Raw genomic sequence first — 24,649 nt, forward strand, 5'->3', positions numbered from 1 at the left:
CGCGCCGGGGGCCGCCTACAGCGGGGCCTCCCAGACCACCGTCGTTCCCCGGCCGTCCTCACCAAGGCCGGGGCCGTGGGTGCTCGATCCGCCCAGCGCCTCGGCCCGGCGCCGCAGATTGCGCAGACCACTGCGCCGGCCGCCCTCCGGGATGCCCACCCCGTCGTCGGCGACCGTGAGCCGTACGCCCGCCTCTCCATCAGGAAGGTGGACGGTCGCGTCCACCACGACCTCGATCCGGGAGGCACCGGAGTGCCGGAACGCGTTGGAGAGCGCCTCGCGCAGGGCTGCGATCAGGTTCTTGCCGGTCAGCTCCCCGACCAGCGCGTCCACCGGGCCGACGAAGCGGTGCGCGGGCTTGAAGCCGAGCGGCACGGCCGCCATGTTGATCTCCCGCAGCACCCGGGTGCGCAGCCCGGACGGCGCCTCCGCCGGTCCCTGCTGGAGCGCGAAGATCGCGGTGCGGATCTCCTGGATGGTCACGTCCAGCTCGTCGACCGCCTTGCCGACCCCGCGCTGCACCTCCGGCACGACCGACTTGCGCTGGGCGCCCTCCAGCATCATCCCGGTGGCGAAGAGCCGCTGGATGACCAGGTCATGGAGGTCGCGCGCGATCCGGTCGCGGTCCTCGTACACCGCGAGCCGCTCCCGGTCCCGCTGCGCCTCGGCCATCATCAGCGCGAGCGCGGCCTGCGAGGCGAACTGGGTGGCCAGGGTCCGCTCCGTCTCGGTGAACGGGCGCCCGCCCCGCGCCCTCGGGGTGGCGAGCGCGCCCAGCACCCGGCCACCGCTGTGCAGCGGGAGCATCATGCTCGGCCCGTACCGCTCGGCGAGCTTGGTGATCATGCGGTCGTCGGTGGCGGCGTCGTCCACGAAGACCGCCTCGCCGTCGAGCAGGGTCGCCACGACCGGGCTCTCCGGCGGGATCACCACGCCCAGCGCCGCCCCGGGGTCGTCGGAGGAGACGGCGACGATCTCCAGGCCCCCCTCCTCGGCGGGCAGCAGCACGATTCCGGCGGCGGAGCCGGCCAGATGGCGGGCCTGTTCGGCGACGACTTCCAGCGCGTCGTCGGCGTCGCCGCCGGAGAGCAGCGCCGTGGTGACGGCGACCGAGCCGTCGATCCACCGCTCGCGCTGGCGCGCCGCCTCGTACAGCCGGGCGTTGCCGATGGCGATGCCCGCCTCGGTGGCCAGCACCCGCACCATGTGGAGGTCGTAGTCGTTGAACTCGCCCCCGCCGTTCTTCTCCGTCAGATACAGATTGCCGAACCCCTCGCCCTGCACCCGGATGGGTACGCCGAGGAAGGCCCGCATCGGCGGATGGTTCGCGGGCATGCCCGCCGAGCGGGGGTCGGTGGCGATCTCCGCGAGCCGCAGCGGCTCGGGATGGTGGATCAGCCAGCCGAGCAGCCCCCGGTGGCCGTCCGGACGGCGGCCGATCGCGGCGGCCTCCTCCTCCGTGATCCCGTACGTGACGAAGTCGGAAAGGCCACTGCCCAGCTCGTCGACCACGCCGATCGCGGCATAGCGGGCGTCCGCCAGTTCGGCCGCCGTCTGGCAGATGCGGTCGAGCGTGGAGTGCAGTTCCAGACCGGTACCGACGGAACGCATCGCCTCCAGGAGCTGCGGCACGCGCGCGGTGAGCTCGGTGGACAGCCCCTGGAGGCTGCGGGTGGCCCGGGTCGCCGCTTCGATCGCGTCGTGGTCCTGGATGCCCTGGGGGTCCTTCGGATCCGGCACTGACATGCCCTTGAGCCTAGTAAGTCCCATTTGCCAAGGAAAGTCGGGCCACGACGATCCCCCACTCAAGCGGTACGGGCCACCTGCAGCAGATCGCTGTCCCGCTCACGCTCCAGCATCCGCCGGAACTGGCCCTCGACCAGCGCCAGATCGTCGTACGCCCCGCGCTGCACGGACCGGCCACGGTCCAGGACGACGACCTCGTCCACCGCTTCCAGACCGCGCAGGCGATGGGTGATCAGTACGGTCGTCCGGCCTTCGGTCGCCCGCAGCAGATCGGCCGTCAGCGCGTCGGCGGTCGCCAGGTCCAGATGCTCCGCCGGCTCGTCGAGGACAAGGACGGGGAAGTCGGCGAGCAGCGCCCTGGCCAGCGCCAGCCGCTGGCGCTGGCCGCCCGACAGCCGGGCCCCGTGCTCGCCGACGAGCGTGTCCAAGCCCTCGGGCAGCCCGTCCACCCAGTCGAGCAGCCGGGCCGCCGCGAGTGCCTCGCGCATCTCGTCCTCACCGGCTCCGGTGCGGGCCAGCCGCAGGTTCTCCCGCAGCGAGCTGTCGAAGATGTGGGCGTCCTGGGCGCAGAGCCCCACCAAGTGGCGTACGTCGTCGCCCGCCAGCTCCATGACGTCCGTGCCTCCGATCCGGTACGTGCCCGAGCCCGGATCCAGGAAGCGCAGCAGCACCTGGGCGAGGGTCGTCTTGCCGGACCCGGAGGGCCCGACCACGGCCACCCGGCGGCCCGGGGTCAGCGTCAGGGCGAAGTCGCTCAACGCGTCCCGCGCCTGCCCGTCGTACCGCGCGCCCAGACCCCGTACCTCCAGCGGGAACGGGCTCGTGGGAGCGACGGCCGGCTCCTGCGGCTCCCGGACCGGCACGGGGGCGTCCAGCACCTCGTAGACCCGCTCCGCGCTGCGCCTGACCCGCTGCCGCGTCTGCACGGCGAGGGGCAGGCCGCTGACGGCCTCGAAGGCGGCGAGGGGGACCAGGACGACGACCGCGAGCTGTACCCCGTCGAGCCGTCCCGCGCCGACCGCCGCCACCCCGACCAGAGCGGCTGCCGCCACGGTCAGCCCGCAGACCAGCGCGGAGAGCCCACCGCCGAGCGCGGTGGCGGCGGCGCCCCGGGAGGCGATCCCCGTCAGCGCCGCATCGGCGTCCCGCACCTCGCGGGTGCGGCGCCCGAGCGCGCCCGCCACGGTCAACTCGGCGGTCCCGGTGAGCAGATCGGTCACCCTGGTGGCCAGGAGGCCGCGTGCGGGCGCCAGCTGGCGCTCGGCCCGGCGGGCGCACGCCCCGCTGACCATCGGCACCGCCACTCCGGCGAGCAGCAGCCCGGCCGCGAGCACCGCCCCGGCCTCCGGCAGCAGCCAGGCGGTGAACCCGGCACCGGCCACCGAGACCAGCACGGCCACGGCCGCGGGCAGTGCCCAGCGCAGCCAGTAGTCCTGGAGCTCGTCCACGTCGGCGACCAGCCGGGACAGCAGATCGCCGCGCCGGGTGCCGCCGAGACCGGCCGGTGCGATCCGCTCCAGCCTGCGGTAGACGGCCACCCGCAGCTCGGCGAGCATCCGCAGCACCGCGTCGTGGGACACCAGCCGCTCGGCATAGCGGAACACGGCCCGCCCGATGCCGAACGCCCGGGTCGCCGTCACCGCCACCATCAGATACAGCACGGGCGGCTGCTCGGAGGCCCGGGAGATGAGCCAGCCGGAGACGGCCATCAGCCCCACGGCCGAACCGAGCGCCAGTGCCCCCAGCAGCAGAGCGAGGGTGAGGCGCCCGCGCAGACCGCCCGCGGCGCCGCGTACCCGTGCGAGCACGTTCGTCGGCACGGCCGCCGCGGACGCGTCCGGGACGGGGTCCGCCGCCGGTGCGAGGGGCCGGTCCTCACGTGGAGCCGAGGGGGCCGTACGCAAGCCCTCTTCCCGTACCGGGGCTCCTGCCTGTGCTCCGGCTCCGGGCCGCAGTTCCACCACCCGGTCGGCGACGGCGAGCAGGGCGGGGCGGTGGACGACCAGCAGGACGGTGCGGTCCGCCGCCAGCCTCCGTACCGCGTCGACGATGCCCGCCTCGGTCTCCCCGTCGAGTGCGGCCGTCGGCTCGTCGAGCAGCAGGACCGGCCGGTCCGCGAGGAACGCGCGGGCCAGTGCCAGCCGTTGGCGCTGCCCGGCCGAGAGCCCGGCGCCGCCCTCGCCGAGCTCGGCGTCGAGGCCGTCGGGCAGTGCGGCCACGAACTCCAGCGCCCCGGCGTCCCGCAGGGCCGCCCGTACCGCTGCGTCGTCCGCGTCGGGCCGTGCCAGCCGGACGTTCTCCGCGATCGTCCCGGCGAACAGCTGTGGCCGCTGGGGCACCCACGCGATCCGCTCCCGCCACTGCTGCGGCGAGAGCGTCGCCAGATCGGTGCCGGAGATCCGCACCCGGCCCTCGTCCGGCGCCACGAACCCGAGTACGGCACCCAGGAGCGTCGACTTTCCGACGCCGCTCGGCCCGGTCAGGGCCACCGTCTCGCCCGGCTCCACCACCAGCGAGGCGTTCGCCAGCGAGGGCTCGGTGCGCCCACTGTGACGTACCGTCACGCCTTCGATCTCGATGCGGACGGGACCGGCGGGAACCGTTCCCGTACCGCCCGCCGGCAGGGGAGTCTCCAGGACCTCGAAGATCTCCTCGGCGGCCGACAGGCCCTCCGCCGCCGCGTGGTACTGCGCGCCGACCTGTCGCAGGGGCAGATACGCCTCGGGGGCGAGGACCAGGATCACCAGGCCCGTGTAGAGGTCCATGTCGCCGTGGACCAGGCGCATGCCGATCCCGACGGCGACCAGGGCCACCGAGAGCGTGGCGAGGAGCTCCAGCGCGAACGAGGAGAGGAACGCGATCCGCAGGGTCTTGAGCGTGGCCCGGCGGTAGTCGGAGGTGATGGTCCGGATCGACTCGGCCTGGGCCTTGGCCCGGCCGAACACCTTGAGCGTCGGCAGTCCGGCGACCACGTCCAGGAAGTGTCCCGACAGCCGGGAGAGCAGCCGCCACTGGCGGTCCGTCTGGGCCTGGGTGGCCCAGCCGATGAGGGCCATGAACAGCGGGATCAGTGGCAGGGTGACGACGATGGTCGCCGCCGACACCCAGTCCTCGGTGACGATCCTGGCCAGTACCGCCACCGGCACCACCACCGCGAGCCCCAGCTGCGGCAGATAGCGCGCGAAGTAGTCGTCGAGCGCGTCCACTCCTCGGGTGGCCAGCGCCACCAGCGACCCGGTCCGCTGACCGCTCAGCCACTCCGGCCCCAGTTGGGCCGCCCGCTCCAGCAAGCGACCGCGCAGCTCCGACTTGACCGCCGCGCTCGCCCGGTGTGCGGCGAGCTCGGTCAGCCACGACACCAGCCCCCGGCCGAGCGCGACCGCTCCGAGCAGCAGCAGCGGTGTGCGCAGCCCGGCCGCGTCCAGATCGTGCTGGAACGCCCCCACCACCACTTCGGCGATCAGCATCGCCTGGGCGACGACCAGACCGGCGCCGACGAGGCCGAGGGCGACGACGGCCACCAGGAAGCGACGGGTGGCCCGGGCGTAGCGGAGCAGTCGCGGATCGATCGGTTTCACGTGAAACATCCCCTCAAAGGGTCAGGGGGTGTGTTTCACGTGAAACACACCCCCTTGCAGACTCAGTGCGCGTCAGCGATGTGCTGTGTACCGATCCGCTTGCGGAACACCCAGTACGTCCAGCCCTGGTAGAGCAGCACCACCGGGGTCGCGATGCCCGCGCACCAGGTCATGATCTTCAGGGTGTACGGGCTCGACGAGGCGTTGGAGACCGTCAGGTTCCACTCGTCGTGCAGCGAGGACGGCATGACGTTCGGGAAGAGCGTCAGGAAGAGCATCGCCACGGCAGCCGCGATCGTGATGCCCGAGAGCGCGAACGACCAGCCCTCCCGGCCGACCTTGATCGCACCGATCGCTCCCACCAGCGCCACGACCGCGATCACCATCGCGACCAGGCTCTTCATGTCACCGCGTGAGACCTGGGTCCAGATCAGGAATCCGAGGGCGAGGACGGCCGTGACCAGTCCCAGCTTCAGCGCCAGCGCCCGCGACCGCTCACGGATGTCACCGACCGTCTTCAGCGAGGTGAAGACCGAGCCGTGGAAGGTGAACAGGAACAGCGTCACCAGTCCGCCGAGGATCGAGTACGCGTTGAGGAGGTCCCAGAAGGTGCCCACGTACTCCTTGTGCGCGTCGATCTTCACTCCGCGCACGATGTTGCCGAAGGCCACGCCCCAGAGGAACGCCGGGATCAGCGAGGTCCAGAAGATCGCCTCCTCCCAGTTGCGCTGCCACTTGTCCTCCGGCCGCTTCGCCCGGTACTCGAAGGCGACGCCGCGCACGATCAGACAGACCAGGATGATCAGCAGCGGCAGGTAGAAGCCGGAGAAGAGCGTGGCGTACCACTCGGGGAAGGCGGCGAAGGTCGCGCCGCCCGCCGTCAGCAGCCACACCTCGTTGCCGTCCCAGACGGGCCCGATCGTGTTGATCAGGACCCGCTTCTCCTTGCGGTCGCGGGCCAGCAGCTTGGTGAGGACACCGACCCCGAAGTCGAAGCCCTCCAGGAAGAAGTAGCCGGTCCACAGGACCGCGATGAGTACGAACCAGACGTCGTGGAGTTCCATGCCTCTGTCTCCTCAGCCTCAGTACGAGAAGGCCATCGGCCGGTCGGGGTCGCGGTCGTCCCCGCCGATCTTGGTGGGCGGGTTGAGGTCGGAGTCGGTGAGCTCGGGCGGCCCCGCCTTGACGTACTTCGCCAGCAGCCGCACCTCGATCACCGCGAGCACGGCGTAGAGCAGGGTGAAGACGATCATCGAGGTGAGGACCTCGCCCTGCGAGACACCGGGGGAGACCGCGTCCTTGGTGCGCAGCACGCCGTAGACGACCCAGGGCTGGCGGCCCATCTCGGTGAAGATCCAGCCCCAGGAGTTGGCGATCAGCGGGAAGCCGAGCGTCCAGATGGCGGCGAACCAGTACCAGCCGGTCAGCCGGGAGCCGAGCGCCTTGTTCCGGAAGAGCACCAGATGCGGCACCTCGTCGTCACCGGTGCGCAGCCCCGGGGCCAGCATGAACTTCTTGCGGGTGAGCCAGAGGCCGAGGGCGCCGATGGCGAACGACGTCATGCCGAAGCCGATCATCCAGCGGAAGCCCCAGAAGGTGACCGGGATGTTGGGCCGGTAGTCGCCGGGCCCGTACTTCTGCTGCTCCTGCTTGTTCACGTCGTTGATGCCGGGCACGTACGAGGTGAAGTTGTTGTCGGCGAGGAAGGACAGCAGGCCCGGGACCGAGATCTCGACGCTGTTGTGGCCCTTGGCCACGTCTCCGTAGGCGAATATCGAGAACGGCGCCGACTTCTCGCCGTCCCACAGCGCCTCGGCGGCGGCCATCTTCATGGGCTGCTGCTTGAACATGACCTTGCCGAGCTGGTCACCGCTGACGGCCGTCAGCAGTCCGCCGACTACCAGGGTGACCAGGCCGAGCCGGAGCGAGGTGCGCATCACCGGGATGTGCTTCTTGCGGCGCAGATGGATGGCGGAGACGCCGACCATGAACGCGCCACCGGTCAGGAACGCGGCGGTGAGCGTGTGGAAGACGACGACCAGGGTGGTGTCCTGGGTCAGGACGTGCCAGAAGTCGGTGAGTTCCGCCCGCCCGGTGGCCTTGTTGATCCGGTAGCCGACCGGGTGCTGCATCCAGGAGTTGGCGGCCAGGATGAAGTACGCGGAGAGGATGGTGCCGATCGAGACCATCCAGATGCAGGCGAGGTGGATCTTCTTGGGCAGCTTGTCCCAGCCGAAGATCCAGAGCCCGATGAAGGTCGACTCGAAGAAGAAGGCGATCAGCGCCTCGAAGGCGAGCGGCGCGCCGAAGACATCGCCCACGAACCGCGAGTAGTCGGACCAGTTCATGCCGAACTGGAACTCCTGGACGATGCCGGTGACGACACCCATCGCGATGTTGATCAGGAAGAGCTTGCCCCAGAACTTCGTCGCCTTGAGGTACTTCGGGTTCTCCGTGCGCACCCACGCGGTCTGCAGGCCCGCGGTGAGCGCGGCCAGCGAGATCGTGAGGGGGACGAACAGAAAGTGGTAGACGGTGGTGATGCCGAACTGCCATCGCGCCAGCGTTTCCGGCGCAAGAGCCAGATTCACGTCGTCATCTCCTTACCTCGCCGTGATCACAAGCGGCAGTTTGCCCCTCTGATCCCACCGATTACGGGATGAAGCGGGACACGCTTGTGAACGCGTTCACATTCACAAGCATTATGTCGCACAAGCTTCCGGAGCTTTCAACGGGGGGTCCCCTTTCGCGACCGGGCGTCTGCGGTCCGGGAAAGCAGGGGCTGGGTACGCCTGGTGAGACGCCCCTTCCGGGCGCCTTCAACATATTGTTGAATTCGGGCCCATGCAGATACGGATCTCATGGCCCGCCGGGCAGCTGACCGCCACCCTTGAGGAGACCCCCACGAGCACGGCGCTCGCGGGGGCGCTTCCGATCGTCTCCACCGCCCGCACCTGGGGCGAGGAGGTCTATTTCGACACCCCGGTCTCCCCCGCCCTCGAAGCGGGAGCGCGCCAGGTGGTCGAGCCGGGCACGGTCGCGTTCTGGACCGAGGGCGACGCCCTGGCCCTGCCGTACGGCCCCACGCCCATCTCGCGCGGCGACGAATGCCGCCTCGCGAGCCCGTGCAACGTCCTCGGGCGGATCGACGGCGACGCCCGGGCGCTCGCCACGGTCCGCGCGGGCGACACGATCCGGGTGGACCGCGTCGGGGGCGCCTGACGCGCCCCCGCGCCCCCTGGGGCGCCTCAGCCCGCCTTGCGGAAGCCCTCGGCCACCTTCAGGAAGAGATCGTTGGCCTCGGTCTCGCCGATCGTGACGCGCACGCCCTCGCCCGCGAACGGCCGGACCACCACACCGGCCGCCTCGCACGCCTGGGCGAACGCGACCGTGCGCTCGCCCAGCCGCAGCCAGACGAAGTTCGCCTGCGTCTCGGGCACGGTCCAGCCCTGGCCGACGAGCCCCTCGTACACCCGGGCGCGCTCGCCCACCAACGAGCCGACGCGGCCGAGCAGTTCGTCCTCGGCGCGCAGCGAGGCGACCGCCGCGTCCTGGGCCAGCTGGCTGACGCCGAACGGGACGGCGGTCTTGCGCAGCGCCGCCGCCACCGGCTCGTGGGCGACGGCGAAGCCGACCCGCAGCCCGGCGAGCCCGTACGCCTTGGAGAAGGTCCGCAGCACGGCCACATTGGGGCGGTCGCGGTAGATCTCGATCCCGTCCGGCACGTCCGCGTCGCGGATGAACTCGCGGTACGCCTCGTCCAGGACGACCAGCACATCGGAGGGCACCCGGTCGAGGAATCGTTCCAGCTCGGCCCGGCGCACCACCGTCCCGGTCGGGTTGTTCGGGTTGCAGACGAAGATCAGCCGGGTCCGCTCGGTGATCGCGTCGGCCATCGCGTCCAGGTCGTGCACCTCGCCCGAGGTCAGCGGCACCCGCACGGAGGTCGCGCCGCTGATCTGGGTGATGATCGGGTACGCCTCGAAGGAGCGCCAGGCGTAGATGACCTCGTCGCCGGGGCCCGAGGTGGCCTGGAGCAGCGACTGGGCCACGCCGACCGAGCCGGTGCCGGTGGCGAGGTGGGAGACCGGCACCCCGAAGCGGTCGGCCAGCTCGTTCATGAGACCGGTGCAGGCCATGTCCGGGTAGCGGTTGAACGTCCCGGCGGCGGCGATGGCGCTCTCCATCACGCCCGGCAGCGGCGGGTACGGGTTCTCGTTGGAGGACAGCTTGTACGCGACCGGGCCGTCGGCGGACGCGGGCTTGCCCGGCTTGTAGGTGGGGATGCCGTCCAGCTCGGCGCGCAGCTTGGGGCTCGTCTCGCTCACCGCAGGTCCTCCTCGACCGTTCCGTCCGTACGAATACTGCTCACCTTATGAGGATTCCGCTCCCCTGCGAAGAGCGGTGGGCATCCGTCCCGTCCGGCGGCCTGGCGCGGCCCAGAGGAGGGGATCTCTGGGGCACGGGGGAGGGGGGAGCGCTCCCTGCCGAAGTCGCGCGCTGGTGGCTCGCGCCGTGGCGCGCATCCCTCGTACAGGTGAGTTGAGACCTCTTCGCAACATCGGGCATTCGGCAGCTGCCCGCCGATCGACAACCGCCACTACAACGTTGAGACCAGCAACTCCCTTGAATATCAAGGCGATTAGCACTTTTCGATCATGCAGAAACGTCCCTGTCAACGTGTGCATATGCACCTGAGCCAACTGTCTCGCATCGCCCTACTATCGGCTCGCCATGACAGCAGCAGGGAAGCACCAGGTGAGCCGGTCGACCGGTCGCCGGCTGGGGCGGGCGGGCATTCGGGACGTGGCCGCCGCCGCCGGTGTCTCCATCACGACCGTCTCAGACGCGCTCAACGGCAAGGGCCGGCTCCCCGACGCCACCCGCCGCCACGTCCGCGAGGTCGCAGACCGGCTGGGCTATCGCCCATCCGCAGCGGCCCGCACGCTCCGTACCGGAAAGTCGGGCCTGATCGGCCTGACCGTGACGACGTACGGGGATGAACCTTTCACCTTCACCGAGTTCGCCTATTTCGCCGAGATGGCGAGGGCCGCGACCTCAGCCGCGCTCGCCCGCGGCTACGCCCTCGTCATCCTGCCCGCCACCTCACGCCGCAGCCCCGCGGACGTCTGGTCGAACGTCGCCCTCGACGGCACCGTCGTGGTCGACCCCTCCGACCAGGACCCCGTCGTCACCGAGCTGGTCCGCCAGGGCCTGCCGGTGGTCTCCGACGGCCGCCCCGCCGGGGCGCTGCCGGTGACCGCCTGGGTCGACAACGACCACGAGGCCGCCGTACTGGAACTGCTCGACCATCTGGCCGCAGCCGGCGCCCGCCGCATCGGCCTGCTCACCGGCACCACCACCGACACCTATACCCGGCTCTCCACCGAGGCGTATCTGCGCTGGTGCGAGCGGGTCGGACAGGACCCGGTCTACGAGTCCTACCCGGCCCACGATCCGTGTGCGGGCGCCGTCGCGGCCGATCGGCTGCTCGCCCGCCCGGACCGGCCCGACGCCGTGTACGGACTGTTCGACCCCAACGGCACCGACCTGCTGGCAGCCGCCCGCCGGTACGGCCTGCGGGTGCCCGAGGACCTGCTGCTCGTCTGCTGCAGCGAGTCCACCGTGTACGCGACGACCGAACCGCCCATCACCACCCTCTCCCTCAAACCCCGCCGCATCGGCACCGCCGTGGTCCAGCTCCTCATCGACGCCATCGAGGGAATCGACCACGGTCACCCGATCGAGCAGGTGATACCGACCGAACTCATCGTCCGTACCTCGTCGCAGCGACGTGCGCCACGGACGACCGTCAGCCCCCCGCGCTCCCCCGTCGCCGAACCGCTCAGGGGACACGGCCAGGATCCCAACGTGCCGGACAGGAGCCCCGACAGCGATGCCGACAAGGACTAGACCAACACATTGGGGACATAACCACCGGTGAACCCTGGCCGCACCCGGATTCACCACCCCTGGTGCGTCACACAGCAGGAGCCTCATTCCTATGATGGGCGCACGACACCACGGATCCCCGCCCGACCAGGGGGGTCTCCCGGTGTACTGCGGCGCGACGGTGGTGGAGGGGTCGATGACTCAGGGGGCCGGTCAGGGACCCGTGCGGACGGACACGTTGCGTGACTTCCGGGTACCTCCGTACGCGCAGACTCCCGCGCACACCGCGCAGGTTCCCGCGCCGCCCCCGCCCGTCGACATCCCGTCGCAGGCGGACCCGCACCACCTCGTGGCCGTACCCGCGGCCCCGGCGCATCCGGTCCAGGCGTACCCCGCGGACATCCACCCGGGGAACGCCTATCCGGACGACGAGCCGCCCGAGGGCTACACCCCCACCGCGCGCGACCTCCCGGTGATCAACCGGGGGGACACCGTGCAGGTGCCGGTGCAGACCGAGCCCGCCCCGGCGCCCGTCGCCGACGGCCTCGGGCCGCTCTTCGTCGTGGGCGACGTCCACGGCTACCTCGACGAACTCGTGGCCGCACTGCGCGAACAGGGGCTGATCGACGCCGAGGGCAACTGGGCCGCGGGCAACGCCCGTCTCTGGTTCCTCGGCGACTTCACCGACCGGGGCCCCGACGGCATCGGCGTCATCGACCTGGTGATGCGGCTGTCCGCCGAGGCCGCCGCCGCCGGCGGCTACTGCAAGGCCCTCATGGGCAACCACGAGCTGCTGCTGATCGGGGCCAAGCGCTTCGGCGACACCCCGGTCAACTCCGGTGCGGGGACCGCCACGTTCCAGGCCGCCTGGCTGCTCAACGGCGGCCAGAAGGCCGACATGGACCGCCTCCAGGACGTCCACCTCCAGTGGATGTCCCGCCTCGACGCGATCGAGCAGGAGGACGGGCATCTCCTGATGCACTCCGACACCACCGCATACCTGGACTACGGCGACTCCATCGAAGCGGTCAACGACACCGTCCACGCGCTGCTCACCCGCAACGACGCCGACGAGTGCTGGGACCTCTTCCGCAAGTTCACCAAGCGCTTCGCCTTCCGCGACGAGTCCGGCCCCCAGGCCGCCCGCGAACTGCTCGCGGCCTACGGCGGGCGGCGGGTGGTCCACGGCCACAGCCCGATCCCCTACCTCCTGGGCGAAGTCGGCACCGAAGACGGCGAGGAAGACTCGCGTCCGATCGTGGAGGGTCCGCATGTGTACGCGGACGGTCTGGCCATCGCGATGGACGGAGGGGTGACCATGGCCGGAAAACTGCTGGTCGTACGGTTGCCTCTGCATGACTGACGCGTAATCGGGAAAATCTCGGCTCGGGCGGTAGCAAGGTGATTTCGGAAACACCCTGTCACCCCGTGCCGTAACCGCTCTACCATCGGCTTATCCGTAGCAGGCTCTCCTCCGTTTCCGCCCGATTGCCCGTTCGTCAGGCGGGCTTTCCGGCCCTACGGAGCATCGGGGGATGCACATGAACAGCGCTCCGCACCTGCTGACCGAGGACCGCCCGGAGTTCGAGCGAATCCTCGACGACGCACTGCGCACCGCGCACGACCGGCCCGAGCTGGCCGGCGTTGGAGTACGGCTCAACACAGAGCAGCTGCGCACCATGGTGCTGAACGCCGGTGCGCTCGTCTCGGCAGCGGCGGCGGCCGAGTACGACCACTATGTGAGGGTCCGCGAGGAACTGCGTACGCCCACCGGCACCCCACTCGTGACGAGCGAGGGCTCGATCCTGGAGCCGCCCGTGGTCGACAGCCCGGAGTCCACCTCGGGCGCGGGCGTCGGCGCGGTCGTCGCGGTGCTGGCACCCGTCCTCGCCGGAACCGCCGCCGCGATCTTCCTGCTGGTGGGCTACGTCCTGAAGATGCTCAACCCGGAGCCCGCCTTCGCCGACACCATGCTGACCGCGGGCTGGTTCTTCGGCGCACTCACCGCAGCCGCCATCCTGGCCGCCGCGATCAGTCTGCTGCTCACCGCCATACGCAACGGCTCCACCCAGGTCATCGCCGAGCCCGAGGAGGGCGAGGTGGGCGACGAGAGAGCGCAGGAGGTCTCCCGGGCCCGGGAAGCCTGGCGCCACGCCCTGGTGGAACGGGGCATCTATCCCTTCCTGCGCGAGGCGCTGGCCGACCCGAGCGTCGGGCCGGGGACCGCCTCGCGCCACCCGGTGGGCCGGATCCCGGCCCTCGGCTACGACCGGCCCGACTTCGACAGCCCGGGCGACCCGACCCCGGGCACCCGGCCCAGCTTCACCAGTCCGGACTTCACCAGCCCCGACTTCGGCGGCCCCGAACACCAGCCGGAGTAACCGGTGTCGGGCCCGGAAGCGGATTCTGTGCGGACCCTATGTTTCACGTGAAACCAGGTGTGCCTGTTTCACGTGAAACACGGGCCGGTGTTTCACGTGAAACATGCGTACGCGTTCGCCACTCGGCGATGTATCACTCGGCGATCGGCAGATAGACCCGGTTGCCCGCGGCGGCGAACTCCGCGGACTTCTCCGCCATTCCGGCCTCGATGTCACCGGCCGCCAGATCGCCACCGTGTTCCCGCCGGATGTCCTGCGAGATCTTCATCGAGCAGAACTTGGGACCGCACATGGAGCAGAAGTGCGCGGTCTTCGCCGGCTCGGCGGGCAGCGTCTCGTCGTGGAACTCCCGGGCGGTGTCCGGGTCGAGCGCCAGGTTGAACTGGTCCTCCCAGCGGAACTCGAAGCGGGCGTCCGAGAGCGCGTCGTCCCAGTCCTGTGCACCCGGGTGCCCCTTGGCGAGGTCGGCCGCGTGCGCCGCGATCTTGTAGGTGATGACACCGGTCTTCACGTCGTCGCGGTTGGGCAGGCCCAGGTGCTCCTTGGGCGTGACGTAGCAGAGCATCGCGGTGCCCCACCAGGCGATCATCGCCGCGCCGATGCCCGAGGTGATGTGGTCGTACGCCGGGGCGACGTCCGTGGTGAGCGGGCCGAGCGTGTAGAACGGGGCCTCCTCGCAGATCTCCTGCTGGAGGTCGATGTTCTCCTTGATCTTGTGCATCGGGACATGGCCCGGGCCCTCGATCATCGTCTGCACGTTGTGGCGCTTGGCGATGCTGTTGAGCTCACCGAGGGTGCGCAGCTCGGCGAACTGCGCCTCGTCGTTGGCGTCCGCGATGGAGCCGGGCCGCAGACCGTCGCCCAGCGAGTACGTGACGTCGTAGGCCGCGAGGATCTCGCACAGCTCCTCGAAGTTCTCGTACAGGAACGACTCCTTGTGGTGCGCGAGGCACCAGGCGGCCATGATCGAGCCGCCGCGCGAGACGATGCCGGTCTTGCGACGGGCGGTGAGCGGCACGTACCGCAGGAGCACGCCCGCGTGGACCGTCATGTAGTCGACGCCCTGCTCGGCCTGCTCGATGACCGTGTCCTTGTAGATGTCCCAGGTCAGCTCCTCGGCACGGCCGTCGACCTTCTCCAGCGCCTGGTAGAGCGGCACGGTCCCGATCGGGACGGGGGAGTTGCGCAGCACCCACTCGCGGGTGGTGTGGATGTTGCGGCCGGTCGAGAGGTCCATGACCGTGTCGGCACCCCAGCGGGTGGCCCAGGTCATCTTGTCGACCTCCTCCTCGATGGAGGAGGTGACGGCGGAGTTGCCGATGTTGGCGTTGACCTTCACCAGGAACCGCTTGCCGATGATCATCGGCTCGATCTCGGGGTGGTTGACGTTGGCGGGCAGCACCGCGCGACCGGCCGCGATCTCCTCGCGCACGACCTCGGGCGCCACGTTCTCCCGGATCGCGACGTACTCCATCTCCGGGGTGATCTCGCCCCGGCGGGCGTAGGCGAGCTGGGTGACGGCCTGGCCGCCCCGGCCCCGGCGCGGCTGGCGCGGGCGGCCCGGGAAGACCGCGTCGAGGTTCTTGAGGCCACCGCGCGGCGAGGTGTGCTTGATGCCGTCGTCCTCGGGGCGCACCGGGCGCCCGGCGTACTCCTCGGTGTCGCCACGCGCGATGATCCAGTTCTCGCGGAGCGGGGCGAGGCCGCGGCGGACGTCCGTCTCGATGTTCGGGTCGGTGTACGGCCCGGACGTGTCGTACAGCGTGACGTCCTTGCCGTTGGTGAGGTGCACCTGGCGGACCGGCACCCGGAGGTCGGGGCGCGAGCCCTCGACGTATCCCTTGTGCCAACCGATGGACTTCCCGGCCTCGTTCTGGCTGGAGGCAGGCGTGCGTGCGTCCTGAATGGTCATGAGACCTACTCCCTACGCCGGCATTACCCGGTAACAGGTTCGGCGGTCGGCGCAGCCGCTTCCGTACCGTTCGTACGGATTTCAGCGCCCTCTCAGCCCGGTGCTCCGAGCTCCCGCGTGTGCAAAGGTGTCACCACGCTAGCGCCATCTCCAGCGCGCTGAACAGAGGGGCCCCTTCGTTGTTGCGATGATCGGGCGGTGACGTCAACAGAGCAGCCCCACAAAGACGCCCACGGACACCCGCACGCACAGCCTCACGGGCACAGCCACAGCCACGGCCCGGCAGCGCCCGTCTCTAAGCATCTCCGCAAGGTGATCGCCGCCGTGCTGATCCCGTTCTCGGTGGCGGTGCTGGTGGGGCTGGCCGTCCTGTGGCCCGGCGGAACCCCCGCGCACCAGCGCACCGGGGTCGGTTTCGACCGCCAGACCCAGCAGGCCAAAGTCACCGGCATCCAGAAGGTGGACTGCAAGTCGGTCAACGCCGCCCAGGCTCCCGCGAACGGCGGCGCCCCGGCCGCCGGGGGGCAGGCGGCCAAGGAGCCCGATCAGCGTCCGTGCTCCAAGGCGACGATCGAGGTCACCACCGGCGACGAGAAGGGCCGCACCTTCACGGAGATCGTGCAGCCCGGCGCCCCGCGCCAACTCCACAAGGGGCAGGGCGTGATCGTGGCGTACGCCCCCGACGCCCCCCACGATCTCCAGTACTCGGTGACGGATGTGAACCGCCGGGTCCCGATGGCGCTGCTCGCGGGCATCTTCGCGCTCGCCGTCGTGGTCGTGGGGCGGCTGCGCGGGGTGATGGCGCTGGTCGCCCTCGTCGTCTCGTTCGCCGTACTGACGCTGTTCATCCTGCCCGCGATCCTCCAGGGCTCGAATCCGCTGCTGGTGGCGGTGGTCGGGGCGAGCGCGATCATGCTGATCGCGCTGTACATGTGCCATGGGCTCTCGGCGCGCACCTCGGTCGCCGTGCTGGGCACCCTGGTCTCGCTCGTCCTGATCGGGCTGCTGGGATCGCTCTTCATCGGCTGGGCCTCGCTGACCGGCAACACCGACGACAACACCGGTCTGATCCACGGCCTCTACCCGAACATCGACATGTCCGGTCTGCTGCTGGCGGGCGTCATCATCGGCTCGCTCGGTGTCCTCGACGACGTGACGGTCACCCAGACCTCCGCGGTGTGGGAGCTCCACGAGGCCAACCCGACGATGGGCCCGCGCGGGCTGTACCGGGCGGGCATCCGGATCGGCCGCGACCACATCGCCTCCGTGGTGAACACCCTCGTGCTGGCGTACGCGGGCGCCGCGCTGCCGCTTCTGCTGCTGTTCTCGATCGCGCAGAGCAGTGTGGGGACGGTGGCCAACAGCGAGCTGGTCGCGGAGGAGATCGTGCGCACGCTGGTGGGCTCGATCGGTCTGGTGGCCTCGGTCCCGGTGACCACGGCGCTCGCCGCGCTGGTGGTCTCCGCCGACCGCCCGGCCGGCGGGGGCGCTCCGGCCGACGCGGGGCGGGCCGCGCTGCGGGGTGGTCGGGGCAGGCGCCGCAAGAAGTAGGCGGGCGCCGGGGCAGCTGTCAGCCCGCGTTCTGCTCCTCGGCGAGGATCCGGCCGAGGGCCTCGTCCAGATGGTCGTCGAAGTCGCCGAGCGCGCGCTCCTGGCCGAGCGGTACGAGCTTGTCCGTACGGTCGAGGAAGGCCACCAGAGGACCCGCGCCCGCGCGGAAGACGGCCTTCTCGCCGCCGACCTGGAGGCGGATGTGGACGTCCGACAGTTCCTCGGGGCGGGTTGGCGCGATGTGCACATCCCCGTCACCGCTGGGGCCGTTGATGCCGTCGAGCAGCAGTTCGCGCCCGAAAGCCCAGGTCACGGGCTCGTCGCCGGGGAGGTGAAAGGTCATCCGGACGGCATAGGGATCGTCGGCGCGGTACATGAGTTCCACCGGGATCCTGAAGGAGAGCTCCTCGGAGACGAGGAAGCTCATCATGACCTCTGCCAGGACCGACTCTCGCATCATCTACCCCGCTGTAGCTGAAACTGGCCAGGAATGATCCCCCCTGGCCCTCTTGACGCAATCGTGCTGGAAGGGCTAGCAGATCACAAGGAGTGATATTTCAGATACTGATAGAGAACGCGAGTGAACTGAGCAGTTTCCCCACCTCGCCGCGCAGCTGCTCGATCGCGGGAAGAAGGCGTTCTTGCTGGTGGAGGGGGAGGGAGAGGGCCATGGTGGCGGCCCCGGAGCCGGCCGTGATGGGGATCGCGGCACAGACCGTACCGAGGGCATATTCCTGCCGTTCAATGACAGGTTGCATACGCTCCGTAGCCGCGAGGCGGTCGAGCAGGGCCCTTCGGTCGCGTACCGAGTAGGGCGTGATCGCGCGGACGGGATGGCGGGCCAGATGGTCCTCGCGGGACTTCTCGTCGAGCTGGCTCAGCAGGCACTGTCCGATGGCGTGCGCGTGCCCGGTCTCCCGGAAGTCGGCCCACTCGTCCACGGCGGGCGCCGACGGCGTGTCGGCCACTCCCGCGATCTCGATCTCGCCCTCGCGGTAGACCGCGAAGTAGATGGGCACGCCGATGGCGTCACGCCACTCCGCGAGCGATCTACTGATCTTGCTGCGACGATTCTGCAGTGCTCCGCCGCTGGCCAGCCGCTCCGCCGCCTCACCGAACACGAACACTCCGTGCTCCCTGCGCAGATAGCCCTCATGGGTCAGCGTGCGCAGCAGGTGGTACGCGGTGGGGAGCGGAAGCCCCGCCTCCCGCGCCAGCTGTTTGGCGGGAGCACCGTCCGGATGGGCGCCCACGGCCTCCAGCAGGCGCAGCGCCCGCTGGACCGAACCGATCAAGGTAGGGACTCCGGCGTTCGCAGCCGTGGCCACAGGTCACCCCCAGGCGTGCTGACGGGCAAGGAACCCGCCCGAGGCAGCAGAGGATTTCACCTTAACGGCCGCTTCCGACGCCATGAGGGGATTGGGCTGCCGGGTCCCTCAGCCGGGCTAACACCTCTCCCTGTTGTACGAGCGCTGTGCCTTTGCGGCGCCGCCCCCGTACCTATTCCGCGCCCCGCTCCTACCAGTCGCCCCGCGAGGACGAGGACGACATGAACCGGCGCACCACGTAGATCAGACCACCGACCAGAGCCACGAAGACCAGGACCTTGAAGAGGAGTCCGAAGAGGAATCCGACCACGCTGGCGATCAGCCCGCCGAACACGACCAGCGCGATGACGGGCACGGCGACCCACTTCACCCACCAGGGCATCCCCGTGAATATCTCCCGTGCGGCCATCGTCCTTACCTCTTTCGTTCTCGTGGGTCTCCCGAAGTCTCGGGCTGCTGCCTTCGACACCTCCGATGCTAGGGGCGCCGCGGGGGTGAACGGGCGGCCTACAGCCCTTGAACTCCCCTGACCGGACCCCTAGGGAAAGTCGGGGTCGACCCTCAGCTCTCAGGGGGAGAGAAGACGACCAGAACCCGCAGGTCCTCGACGATGTGGTGGAACCGGTGCGCGGTCCCGGCCGGGACGTAGACCACACTGCCCCGGGCCACCTGCGTCGTCTCCAGCCCGACCGTGATCGAGGCCCGGCCGCTCACCACGAAATAGATCTCGTCCTGGCTGTGCGGGCTCTGGGTGTCCATGGCACCGGCGTCCAGCGCGTAGAGGCCGGCCGACATGTTCCTCTCCCGCAGAAACTGCAGGTACGCGCCGTCGTTGGCGGCGCGCTCCGCCTCCAGTTCGTCAAGCCGGAATTCCTTCATCGCCGTCCGCCCCTGCTCTGATACCGATCACGTCTGCCACGATCAGACACATGAAGAATTTCGTAGTCAAGACGCTCGCGAACGCGGCGGCCCTCGCCGTCGCCATCTGGCTGGTTCAGGACATCACCCTCACCGGTGACAGCACGGGCAAGAAGGCCCTGACACTGATCCTGGTGGCGCTGGTCTTCGGCGTGGTGAACTTCGTCGTCAAGCCGGTGGTGAAGCTCCTCTCCTTCCCGCTGTTCATCCTGACGCTCGGGCTGATCACGTTCGTCATCAACGCCCTGATGCTGCTGCTGACCTCATGGCTGGCCGGGAAGCTCAGCCTCGACTTCCATGTGGAGGGCTTCTGGACCGCGCTGCTCGGCGGTCTGATCATCTCGATCGTTTCCTGGGCGCTGCACATCGTCCTGCCCGACGACGAGGACTGAGGTCCCGGATGAGCCCCGACATGAACCCCGCACCGGCCACGGGCGACGGCACCCGTGCGGTGCGGGCCGGTCTGCCCGACCCGGTGCCGTACGAACCCGCGCTGCCGGGGCCGGTGTTCGCCGCGCACTTCCATCTGCCCGGCGAGGCCACGGGTCCCTACACCTACGGCCGGGACACCAATCCGACCTGGACCCATCTGGAACGGGCCCTCGCCGAGCTGGAGTCCCCCGGCGTGCCCGCCGAGGCGATCGTGTTCGCCTCCGGCATGGCCGCGATCTCCGCGGTGCTGCTCTCCCACGCGCGCGTGGGCGACGCCGTGGTCCTGCCGGACGACGGCTACCAGGCGCTCGCCCTGATACGCGAGCAACTGGCCGCGTACGGCGTGGAGGTGCGCACCGCGCCGACCGCCGACGACGCCCAGCTGTCCGTCCTGGACGGCGCCGCGCTGCTGTGGATCGAGACGCCTTCCAACCCGGGCCTGGACGTCTGCGACATCGAGCGCCTCAGCCGGGCCGCCCACGGGACGGGCGCGCTGGTCGCGGTCGACAACACGCTGGCCACCCCGCTCGGCCAGCGCCCGCTGGAACTCGGCGCGGACTTCGCGGTGGCCAGCGGCACCAAGGGCCTCACCGGCCACGGCGATCTGCTGCTCGGCTATGTGGTCTGCCGGGATCCCGAGCTCGCCGCGCGCGTACGCAAGTGGCGCAAGGTCGTCGGAGCGATCCCCGGGCCGATGGAGGCATGGCTGGCCCACCGCTCGCTCGCCACGCTCCAGCTGCGTGCGGACCGGCAGTCGGCCAACGCGCTGGCGCTGGCCGAGGCCCTGTGCGAGCGGCCCGAGGTGAGCGGGGTGCGCCATCCCGGACTGCCGTCCGACCCGGCCCACCGGCAGGCCGCCGCGCAGATGCGCCGCTTCGGCTGTGTGGTCTCGTTCGAGCTGCCCGACCGCGCCCACGCGGAGCGGTTCCTGGCGGCGCTGCGGCTGGTGGACGACGCCACCAGCTTCGGCGGGGTCCGCTCCACCGCCGAGCGGCGCGGTCGCTGGGGCGGCGACAAGGTCGCGGAGGGCTTCGTCCGCTTCTCCGCGGGCGCCGAGGACACCGTCGACCTGATCACAGATGTGCTGCGCGCGCTGGACGAGGCGGGACGGCCGGACGGGGCGTGAGCCGCCCGCGGCGGCCGTCGGGCGGCGCGAGGCGCGCGGTCCGAGCCTCCCCCCTCATGGCTCGGACCGCAGCGGTTCCACGCGCGAAGAACCGCGTCACCAAGGCTAGTTGACTGTGTGTCAGTGTCCAATCACGGTAGCGACAGAGCCCTATCGACATATTTATAGTTGTGTCCGGCCGGGGACGTTGTGAGGCGGTTCAGGACGGGAGGGCGCGCATGGACCTCGCCCTGCTGCGTACGTTCGTGACGGTGCACCGGGCAGGTTCCTTCACCCGGGCCGCTGCCTTGCTCGGGCTCTCCCAGCCCGCCGTGACCAGCCAGATACGCACGCTGGAACGGCAACTGGGCCGCCCGCTGTTCCTGCGCCAGGCGCGCGGGGTGACCCCCACGACCGTCGGCGACGAGCTGGCCCAGCGGGCCGCCCCGCATCTGGACGCGCTCGTCGAGATCGCCGAGTCCGGGCTGTACGGGGAGTCGGGGGTGCGCACCCTGCATCTCGCCGGGCCGCCGGAGTTCACCTCGCTGCGCGCGCTGCCCGCCCTGACCTCGCTCGTTCCCCAGGGGCTGGCGCTGCGCACCTCCTTCGGCAACGCCGAGGAGACCCTGGAGGGCCTGGCCGCGGGCCACCACGACCTGGCCATCGCCACCGCCCGCCCGCGCGGCCGGCTGCTCAGTGCCACCCCGCTCTGCGACGAGGAGCACGTCCTGGTGGCCGGGGTGCGCTGGGCGGCGAGGGTCGCCCCGGGAATGCTCCGGCGCAAGGGACCCGGCGTACTGGAGCACATCCCCGTGGTGGAGGTCCATGAGTCGCTGCCGCTCGTCTCGCGCTACTGGGCGGCGGTCTTCGACACCAAGCCGACCACCGCGGGCACGGTGATCGCACCCGATCTGCGGGCGGTCCTGGAGACGGTCACGGCGGGCGCCGGACTGGCCGTGCTGCCGCGCTATCTGTGCGAGCAGGCGCTGGAGCGGGGCGAGGTCGTCGCGCTGCTCGACCCGCCGGTGCCCCCGCTGCGGACCTACTTCCTGGCGGTGCGCACCGGCACCCTGGCCCTGCCCTACATCGCGCGCGCCCAGGAGTGGCTGCTGCGCGCCGCCGTCGACTGGAGCTGAGGAGTTTCGGGGGCACCGCCACGGGCCACATTTCTCCCATGACCGTCCGACCCGTGGTCAAGCGCACCGCACGAGCCGTCCTCCTGGACGGCGACGACCTGATCCTGATCAAGCGCACCAAGCCCGGCGTCGATCCGTACTGGCTGACCCCCGGTGGCGGCGTCGAACCGGAGGACTCCACCGTCGTCGAGGCCCTGCACCGCGAGGTGCACGAGGAACTCGGCGCGAAGATCACCGACGTGGTCCCCTGCTTCGTCGACACCGTCGAGCACATCGGCGCCGACGGCGGGGCCACCGGGGTGAAGGTGCAGCACTTCTTCGTCTGCCGCCTCGAATCCATGGACGTTGCCCTGCGGCACGGCCCGGAGGTGGACGAGCCCTGCGGCGAGTACGAGATCGTCCGCATCCCGTTCACCCGCGTGGGCATCGCCTCCGTCCATCTGGTGCCACTGTCGCTGCGGCACTACCTGGACGGCAACATCGAGGGCGTACGCGCCATGCACGCGCCCGACCTGGGCTGATGCCCGGCCGCCACTGATCCGCGGCCGGGCGTCCGTCAACTGTTCGCCGCGACGAGTTCCTCGACCGAGTCGTGTCTGATGCGGTCCGAGGGGATCCCGATGTCCCTCAGCGCCGTCACTCCGCTCCGGATCATCCCCGGCGGCCCCGACAGATAGGCGTCGTAGGAGTTCCACGGCCCGTAGGCGCGCACCGCCTCCGGCAGCCTCCCGGTGTGCCCCCGGCTCGGGCCGTCGGAGACCACCGGCCGGACCGAGAGCCAGGTGTACTCCTGCTGCATCCGCATCAAGGTGTCGATGTCGTACAGGCCGTGGTCGCTGCGGGCCCCGTAGAAGACCTCCACGGGCCGCCGCTCCCCGTACCGTGCGACGTCCTCCACCATCGCCTTGATCGGCGCTATCCCGGTGCCGCCGCCCAGACAGAGCAGTCCGTTGTCCGTGGTGTGGTCGACGACCATCGATCCGGCGGGCGCCCCCAGGCGCAGGGTGTCGCCGGGCCGGGCCCGGTGGACGAGCGCGCCGGAGACCCAGCCCGCCGGGACCGCCTTCACATGGAGCGAGAGCAGCCCGTCGGAGCGGGGCGCCGAGGCCAGCGAGTAGTGCCGCCAGACCCGTGGCCACCAGGGCGTCTCCAGCGTCGTGTACTGGCCCGCGAGGAAGGGGTACGGCTGGTCGGGCCGGAGGGTGACCACCGCGACGTCCGGGGTCCGCAGATCGTGCGAGACGACTTCGGCGTACCACCACGCCGGCGCCTGTCGCTCGTCCTCGTCGGCCGCGTCGATCATTATCTGGGACATCGTGGTGTACGCCCGTACCCAGGCGTCCTGGGTCGCCTCGTCCCAGCTCTTCCCCGCGTACCGGATCAGCGCCCCGATGAGCGCCTCGCCGACCGCCGGGTAGTGCGAGGGCCGGGTCCCGTACTTACGGTGTCCCCGGCCCAGTTGGCGTAGATATTCGGTGAGTGTGGTGGTGTCCTCCAGATGCTCGGCCGCTGTGAGCAGCGCCTTGAGCAACCGGTCCCGCTGGGTGTCCATGGCTGCCGGAAACAGCGTGCGCAGCTCCGGATCACCTATGAACAGCAGTGCGTAGAAGTACGACGTGACCTTGTCCGCTAACGGTGCGATCTCCGCGAGAGTGCGGCGTATCAGCACAGCGTCGGTCGACGTGGTGGTCGGAGCGTTCATCCTGGTTTCTCGCCTCGAACCTCTGGCCGCAGTTACCGACGTCCGGGAGTCCCGTCCCTCCCGTAACGGAGCATGTCAGCTTCCGGCGCGCCGCGTGGACAAATAGCAGGAATCCCGGGTATCCGAACCCGCATTCCCGTTAATGTCGCTTGACCTCTGCCAACGCGTAAGCCTCCCGGAGGTCGCCGCCCGTGTACATGTGGGTGGCCAGGCCGGTCAGATGACGGTCCGCGTTCACCGCGACCGAGACGGGCACCGCGGCGAAGAGCTCCACGTCCGACATCGAGTCCCCGTAGGCGACACAGTCCTCCCGGCGCACCCCGAACTCGGCACGCAGCCGCTCCGCGACGGTGACCTTCGCCGAGGCGGTGAGGATGCCCGCCGGGTCGACGGGCCGGGTGAACGGCACCTCGGGGAAGACCGAACCATGGGCGGCATGCGCTCCCCAGCCCAGCAGCCGCTCCACGAAAAAGGACGGCGACAGCGAGATGACCGCGCAGTAGTCACCGCGCTCGCGGATCTCCCGCCACACCTCCTCGATACCGGCGAGCCAGGGCGCCGAGACGAAGGCCGCCGTCACATGCTCCTCGGTCAGCCCGGACCACAGCGCGTGCACCCGCACCGCGTACTCCGGCGGGTCGATGCGCCCGGTGGCCAGGTCCCGCTCCAACGCACCGACCTCGCTCAGCAGCCCGAGCTGCCGGGAGATCTCCACGGGCGCGGCAGAGCCCCGGATCAGGGTCCCGTCGAGATCGAAGAAGTGAAGTCTCGCCATGGCCACAGAGGCTAGTCCCCCTGCTCACGCCCGCGGCAGCGGGCACCCGGTCGCCCGCGGGAGCCCTTCGGAGCCTCATGTTTCACGTGAAACCACGCGCACCGTTTCACGTGAAACAACGCTCGGGATGCATGTTTCACGTGAAACATCGGCACCGCCGCTGACACAGCGTGGCCGAAAGCAACGTGCCGTA

General features: G+C 70.3%; 20 protein-coding genes, 1 pseudogene and 1 riboswitch. Of the genes and pseudogenes, 9 read left to right on the forward strand and 12 right to left on the reverse strand.

All coding sequences use genetic code 11. From position 1 onward, the window contains the following. Nucleotides 1–15: 15 nt before the first annotated feature. From AB5J87_RS17790 to AB5J87_RS17805, 4 genes are all read right to left on the reverse strand, one after another. Entirely contained in the window at nucleotides 16–1,746 is a 1,731-nt protein-coding gene (locus AB5J87_RS17790) for a GAF domain-containing sensor histidine kinase (RefSeq protein ID WP_369377735.1), read from the reverse strand. Between the two features lie 59 nt (nucleotides 1,747–1,805). Next, nucleotides 1,806–5,324 (reverse strand): thiol reductant ABC exporter subunit CydD, encoded by a 3,519-nt coding sequence (gene cydD, locus AB5J87_RS17795; RefSeq protein WP_369377736.1) that lies wholly within the window; start codon nucleotides 5,322–5,324, stop codon nucleotides 1,806–1,808. Between the two features lie 62 nt (nucleotides 5,325–5,386). Next, nucleotides 5,387–6,388 carry a cytochrome d ubiquinol oxidase subunit II gene (gene cydB / locus AB5J87_RS17800; RefSeq protein WP_369377737.1) on the reverse strand — a complete coding sequence of 334 codons (1,002 nt, stop codon included), beginning with the start codon at nucleotides 6,386–6,388 and terminating at the stop codon, nucleotides 5,387–5,389. 18 nt (nucleotides 6,389–6,406) lie between these two features. Beyond that, nucleotides 6,407–7,915: a cytochrome ubiquinol oxidase subunit I gene (locus AB5J87_RS17805; RefSeq protein WP_369377739.1), complete on the reverse strand. Its 1,509-nt coding sequence runs from the start codon at nucleotides 7,913–7,915 to the stop codon at nucleotides 6,407–6,409. Nucleotides 7,916–8,168: 253 nt separating this feature from the next. Between AB5J87_RS17805 and AB5J87_RS17810 the strand changes: the two genes are divergently transcribed. Further along, nucleotides 8,169–8,546: a cyclophilin-like fold protein gene (locus AB5J87_RS17810; protein ID WP_369377740.1), complete on the forward strand. Its 378-nt coding sequence runs from the start codon at nucleotides 8,169–8,171 to the stop codon at nucleotides 8,544–8,546. A 26-nt stretch (nucleotides 8,547–8,572) separates the two neighbouring features. Here AB5J87_RS17810 and hisC read toward each other — a convergent pair whose 3' ends face one another. Then, nucleotides 8,573–9,652 (reverse strand): histidinol-phosphate transaminase, encoded by a 1,080-nt coding sequence (gene hisC / locus AB5J87_RS17815; protein WP_369377742.1) that lies wholly within the window; start codon nucleotides 9,650–9,652, stop codon nucleotides 8,573–8,575. A 406-nt stretch (nucleotides 9,653–10,058) separates the two neighbouring features. On the opposite strand from hisC, the pseudogene AB5J87_RS17820 reads away from it, so the two are divergent. The 3 genes and pseudogenes from AB5J87_RS17820 to AB5J87_RS17830 all read left to right on the forward strand — a co-directional run. Next, a pseudogene (locus tag AB5J87_RS17820) lies at nucleotides 10,059–11,165 on the forward strand (LacI family DNA-binding transcriptional regulator); the annotation flags it as partial. Between the two features lie 247 nt (nucleotides 11,166–11,412). Then, on the forward strand, nucleotides 11,413–12,579 hold the full coding sequence (locus AB5J87_RS17825; protein WP_369377743.1) for a metallophosphoesterase: 1,167 nt from the start codon (nucleotides 11,413–11,415) through the stop codon (nucleotides 12,577–12,579). Nucleotides 12,580–12,751: 172 nt separating this feature from the next. Next, nucleotides 12,752–13,597, forward strand: a complete 846-nt coding sequence (locus tag AB5J87_RS17830; protein WP_369377744.1) for a hypothetical protein — start codon at nucleotides 12,752–12,754, stop codon at nucleotides 13,595–13,597. 133 nt (nucleotides 13,598–13,730) lie between these two features. Here the strand turns inward: AB5J87_RS17830 and thiC are convergent, their stop codons facing one another. Further along, complete coding sequence (gene thiC / locus AB5J87_RS17835) at nucleotides 13,731–15,509, reverse strand: phosphomethylpyrimidine synthase ThiC (RefSeq protein WP_369377746.1); 1,779 nt, start codon at nucleotides 15,507–15,509, stop codon at nucleotides 13,731–13,733. After that, nucleotides 15,502–15,636: riboswitch (TPP riboswitch) on the reverse strand. (Overlaps the previous gene by 8 nt.) Nucleotides 15,637–15,707: 71 nt before the next feature. Here thiC and AB5J87_RS17840 point away from each other — a divergent pair. Beyond that, a complete protein-coding gene (locus AB5J87_RS17840; RefSeq protein WP_369377748.1) occupies nucleotides 15,708–17,060 on the forward strand; it encodes a YibE/F family protein in 1,353 nt (450 codons plus the stop codon). 19 nt (nucleotides 17,061–17,079) lie between these two features. Here AB5J87_RS17840 and AB5J87_RS17845 read toward each other — a convergent pair whose 3' ends face one another. The 4 genes from AB5J87_RS17845 to AB5J87_RS17860 form a co-directional block, all read right to left on the reverse strand. Then, complete coding sequence (locus AB5J87_RS17845) at nucleotides 17,080–17,517, reverse strand: SsgA family sporulation/cell division regulator (protein WP_369383572.1); 438 nt, start codon at nucleotides 17,515–17,517, stop codon at nucleotides 17,080–17,082. Between the two features lie 100 nt (nucleotides 17,518–17,617). Next, the gene (locus AB5J87_RS17850; protein WP_369377749.1) at nucleotides 17,618–18,355 is read right to left on the reverse strand and encodes an IclR family transcriptional regulator; all 738 of its coding nucleotides are present in this window, start codon (nucleotides 18,353–18,355) and stop codon (nucleotides 17,618–17,620) included. Nucleotides 18,356–18,578: 223 nt separating this feature from the next. Beyond that, nucleotides 18,579–18,797 (reverse strand): DUF5326 family protein, encoded by a 219-nt coding sequence (locus AB5J87_RS17855; protein WP_369377750.1) that lies wholly within the window; start codon nucleotides 18,795–18,797, stop codon nucleotides 18,579–18,581. Nucleotides 18,798–18,949: 152 nt separating this feature from the next. Then, nucleotides 18,950–19,267, reverse strand: a complete 318-nt coding sequence (locus tag AB5J87_RS17860) for a cupin domain-containing protein (RefSeq protein WP_369377751.1) — start codon at nucleotides 19,265–19,267, stop codon at nucleotides 18,950–18,952. A gap of 50 nt (nucleotides 19,268–19,317) precedes the next feature. Here AB5J87_RS17860 and AB5J87_RS17865 point away from each other — a divergent pair, with 50 nt between their 5' ends. The 4 genes from AB5J87_RS17865 (at nucleotide 19,318) to AB5J87_RS17880 (ending at nucleotide 22,500) form a co-directional block, all read left to right on the forward strand. Beyond that, the gene (locus AB5J87_RS17865) at nucleotides 19,318–19,698 is read left to right on the forward strand and encodes a phage holin family protein (RefSeq protein WP_369377752.1); all 381 of its coding nucleotides are present in this window, start codon (nucleotides 19,318–19,320) and stop codon (nucleotides 19,696–19,698) included. A gap of 20 nt (nucleotides 19,699–19,718) precedes the next feature. Beyond that, nucleotides 19,719–20,864, forward strand: a complete 1,146-nt coding sequence (locus AB5J87_RS17870; RefSeq protein ID WP_369377754.1) for a cystathionine gamma-lyase — start codon at nucleotides 19,719–19,721, stop codon at nucleotides 20,862–20,864. A gap of 218 nt (nucleotides 20,865–21,082) precedes the next feature. After that, nucleotides 21,083–21,979, forward strand: coding sequence for a LysR family transcriptional regulator (locus AB5J87_RS17875; RefSeq protein WP_369377755.1), 897 nt, complete (start codon nucleotides 21,083–21,085; stop codon nucleotides 21,977–21,979). Between the two features lie 38 nt (nucleotides 21,980–22,017). Further along, nucleotides 22,018–22,500 carry an NUDIX domain-containing protein gene (locus AB5J87_RS17880; protein ID WP_369377757.1) on the forward strand — a complete coding sequence of 161 codons (483 nt, stop codon included), beginning with the start codon at nucleotides 22,018–22,020 and terminating at the stop codon, nucleotides 22,498–22,500. 35 nt (nucleotides 22,501–22,535) lie between these two features. Here the strand turns inward: AB5J87_RS17880 and AB5J87_RS17885 are convergent, their stop codons facing one another. Next, nucleotides 22,536–23,681, reverse strand: a complete 1,146-nt coding sequence (locus AB5J87_RS17885) for a globin domain-containing protein (RefSeq protein ID WP_369377758.1) — start codon at nucleotides 23,679–23,681, stop codon at nucleotides 22,536–22,538. A gap of 139 nt (nucleotides 23,682–23,820) precedes the next feature. Next, complete coding sequence (locus tag AB5J87_RS17890) at nucleotides 23,821–24,456, reverse strand: HAD family hydrolase (protein ID WP_369377759.1); 636 nt, start codon at nucleotides 24,454–24,456, stop codon at nucleotides 23,821–23,823. Nucleotides 24,457–24,649: the final 193 nt, after the last annotated feature.

This window comes from Streptomyces sp. cg36 (genome assembly GCF_041080675.1).
Classification (GTDB): Bacteria; Actinomycetota; Actinomycetes; order Streptomycetales; family Streptomycetaceae; genus Streptomyces.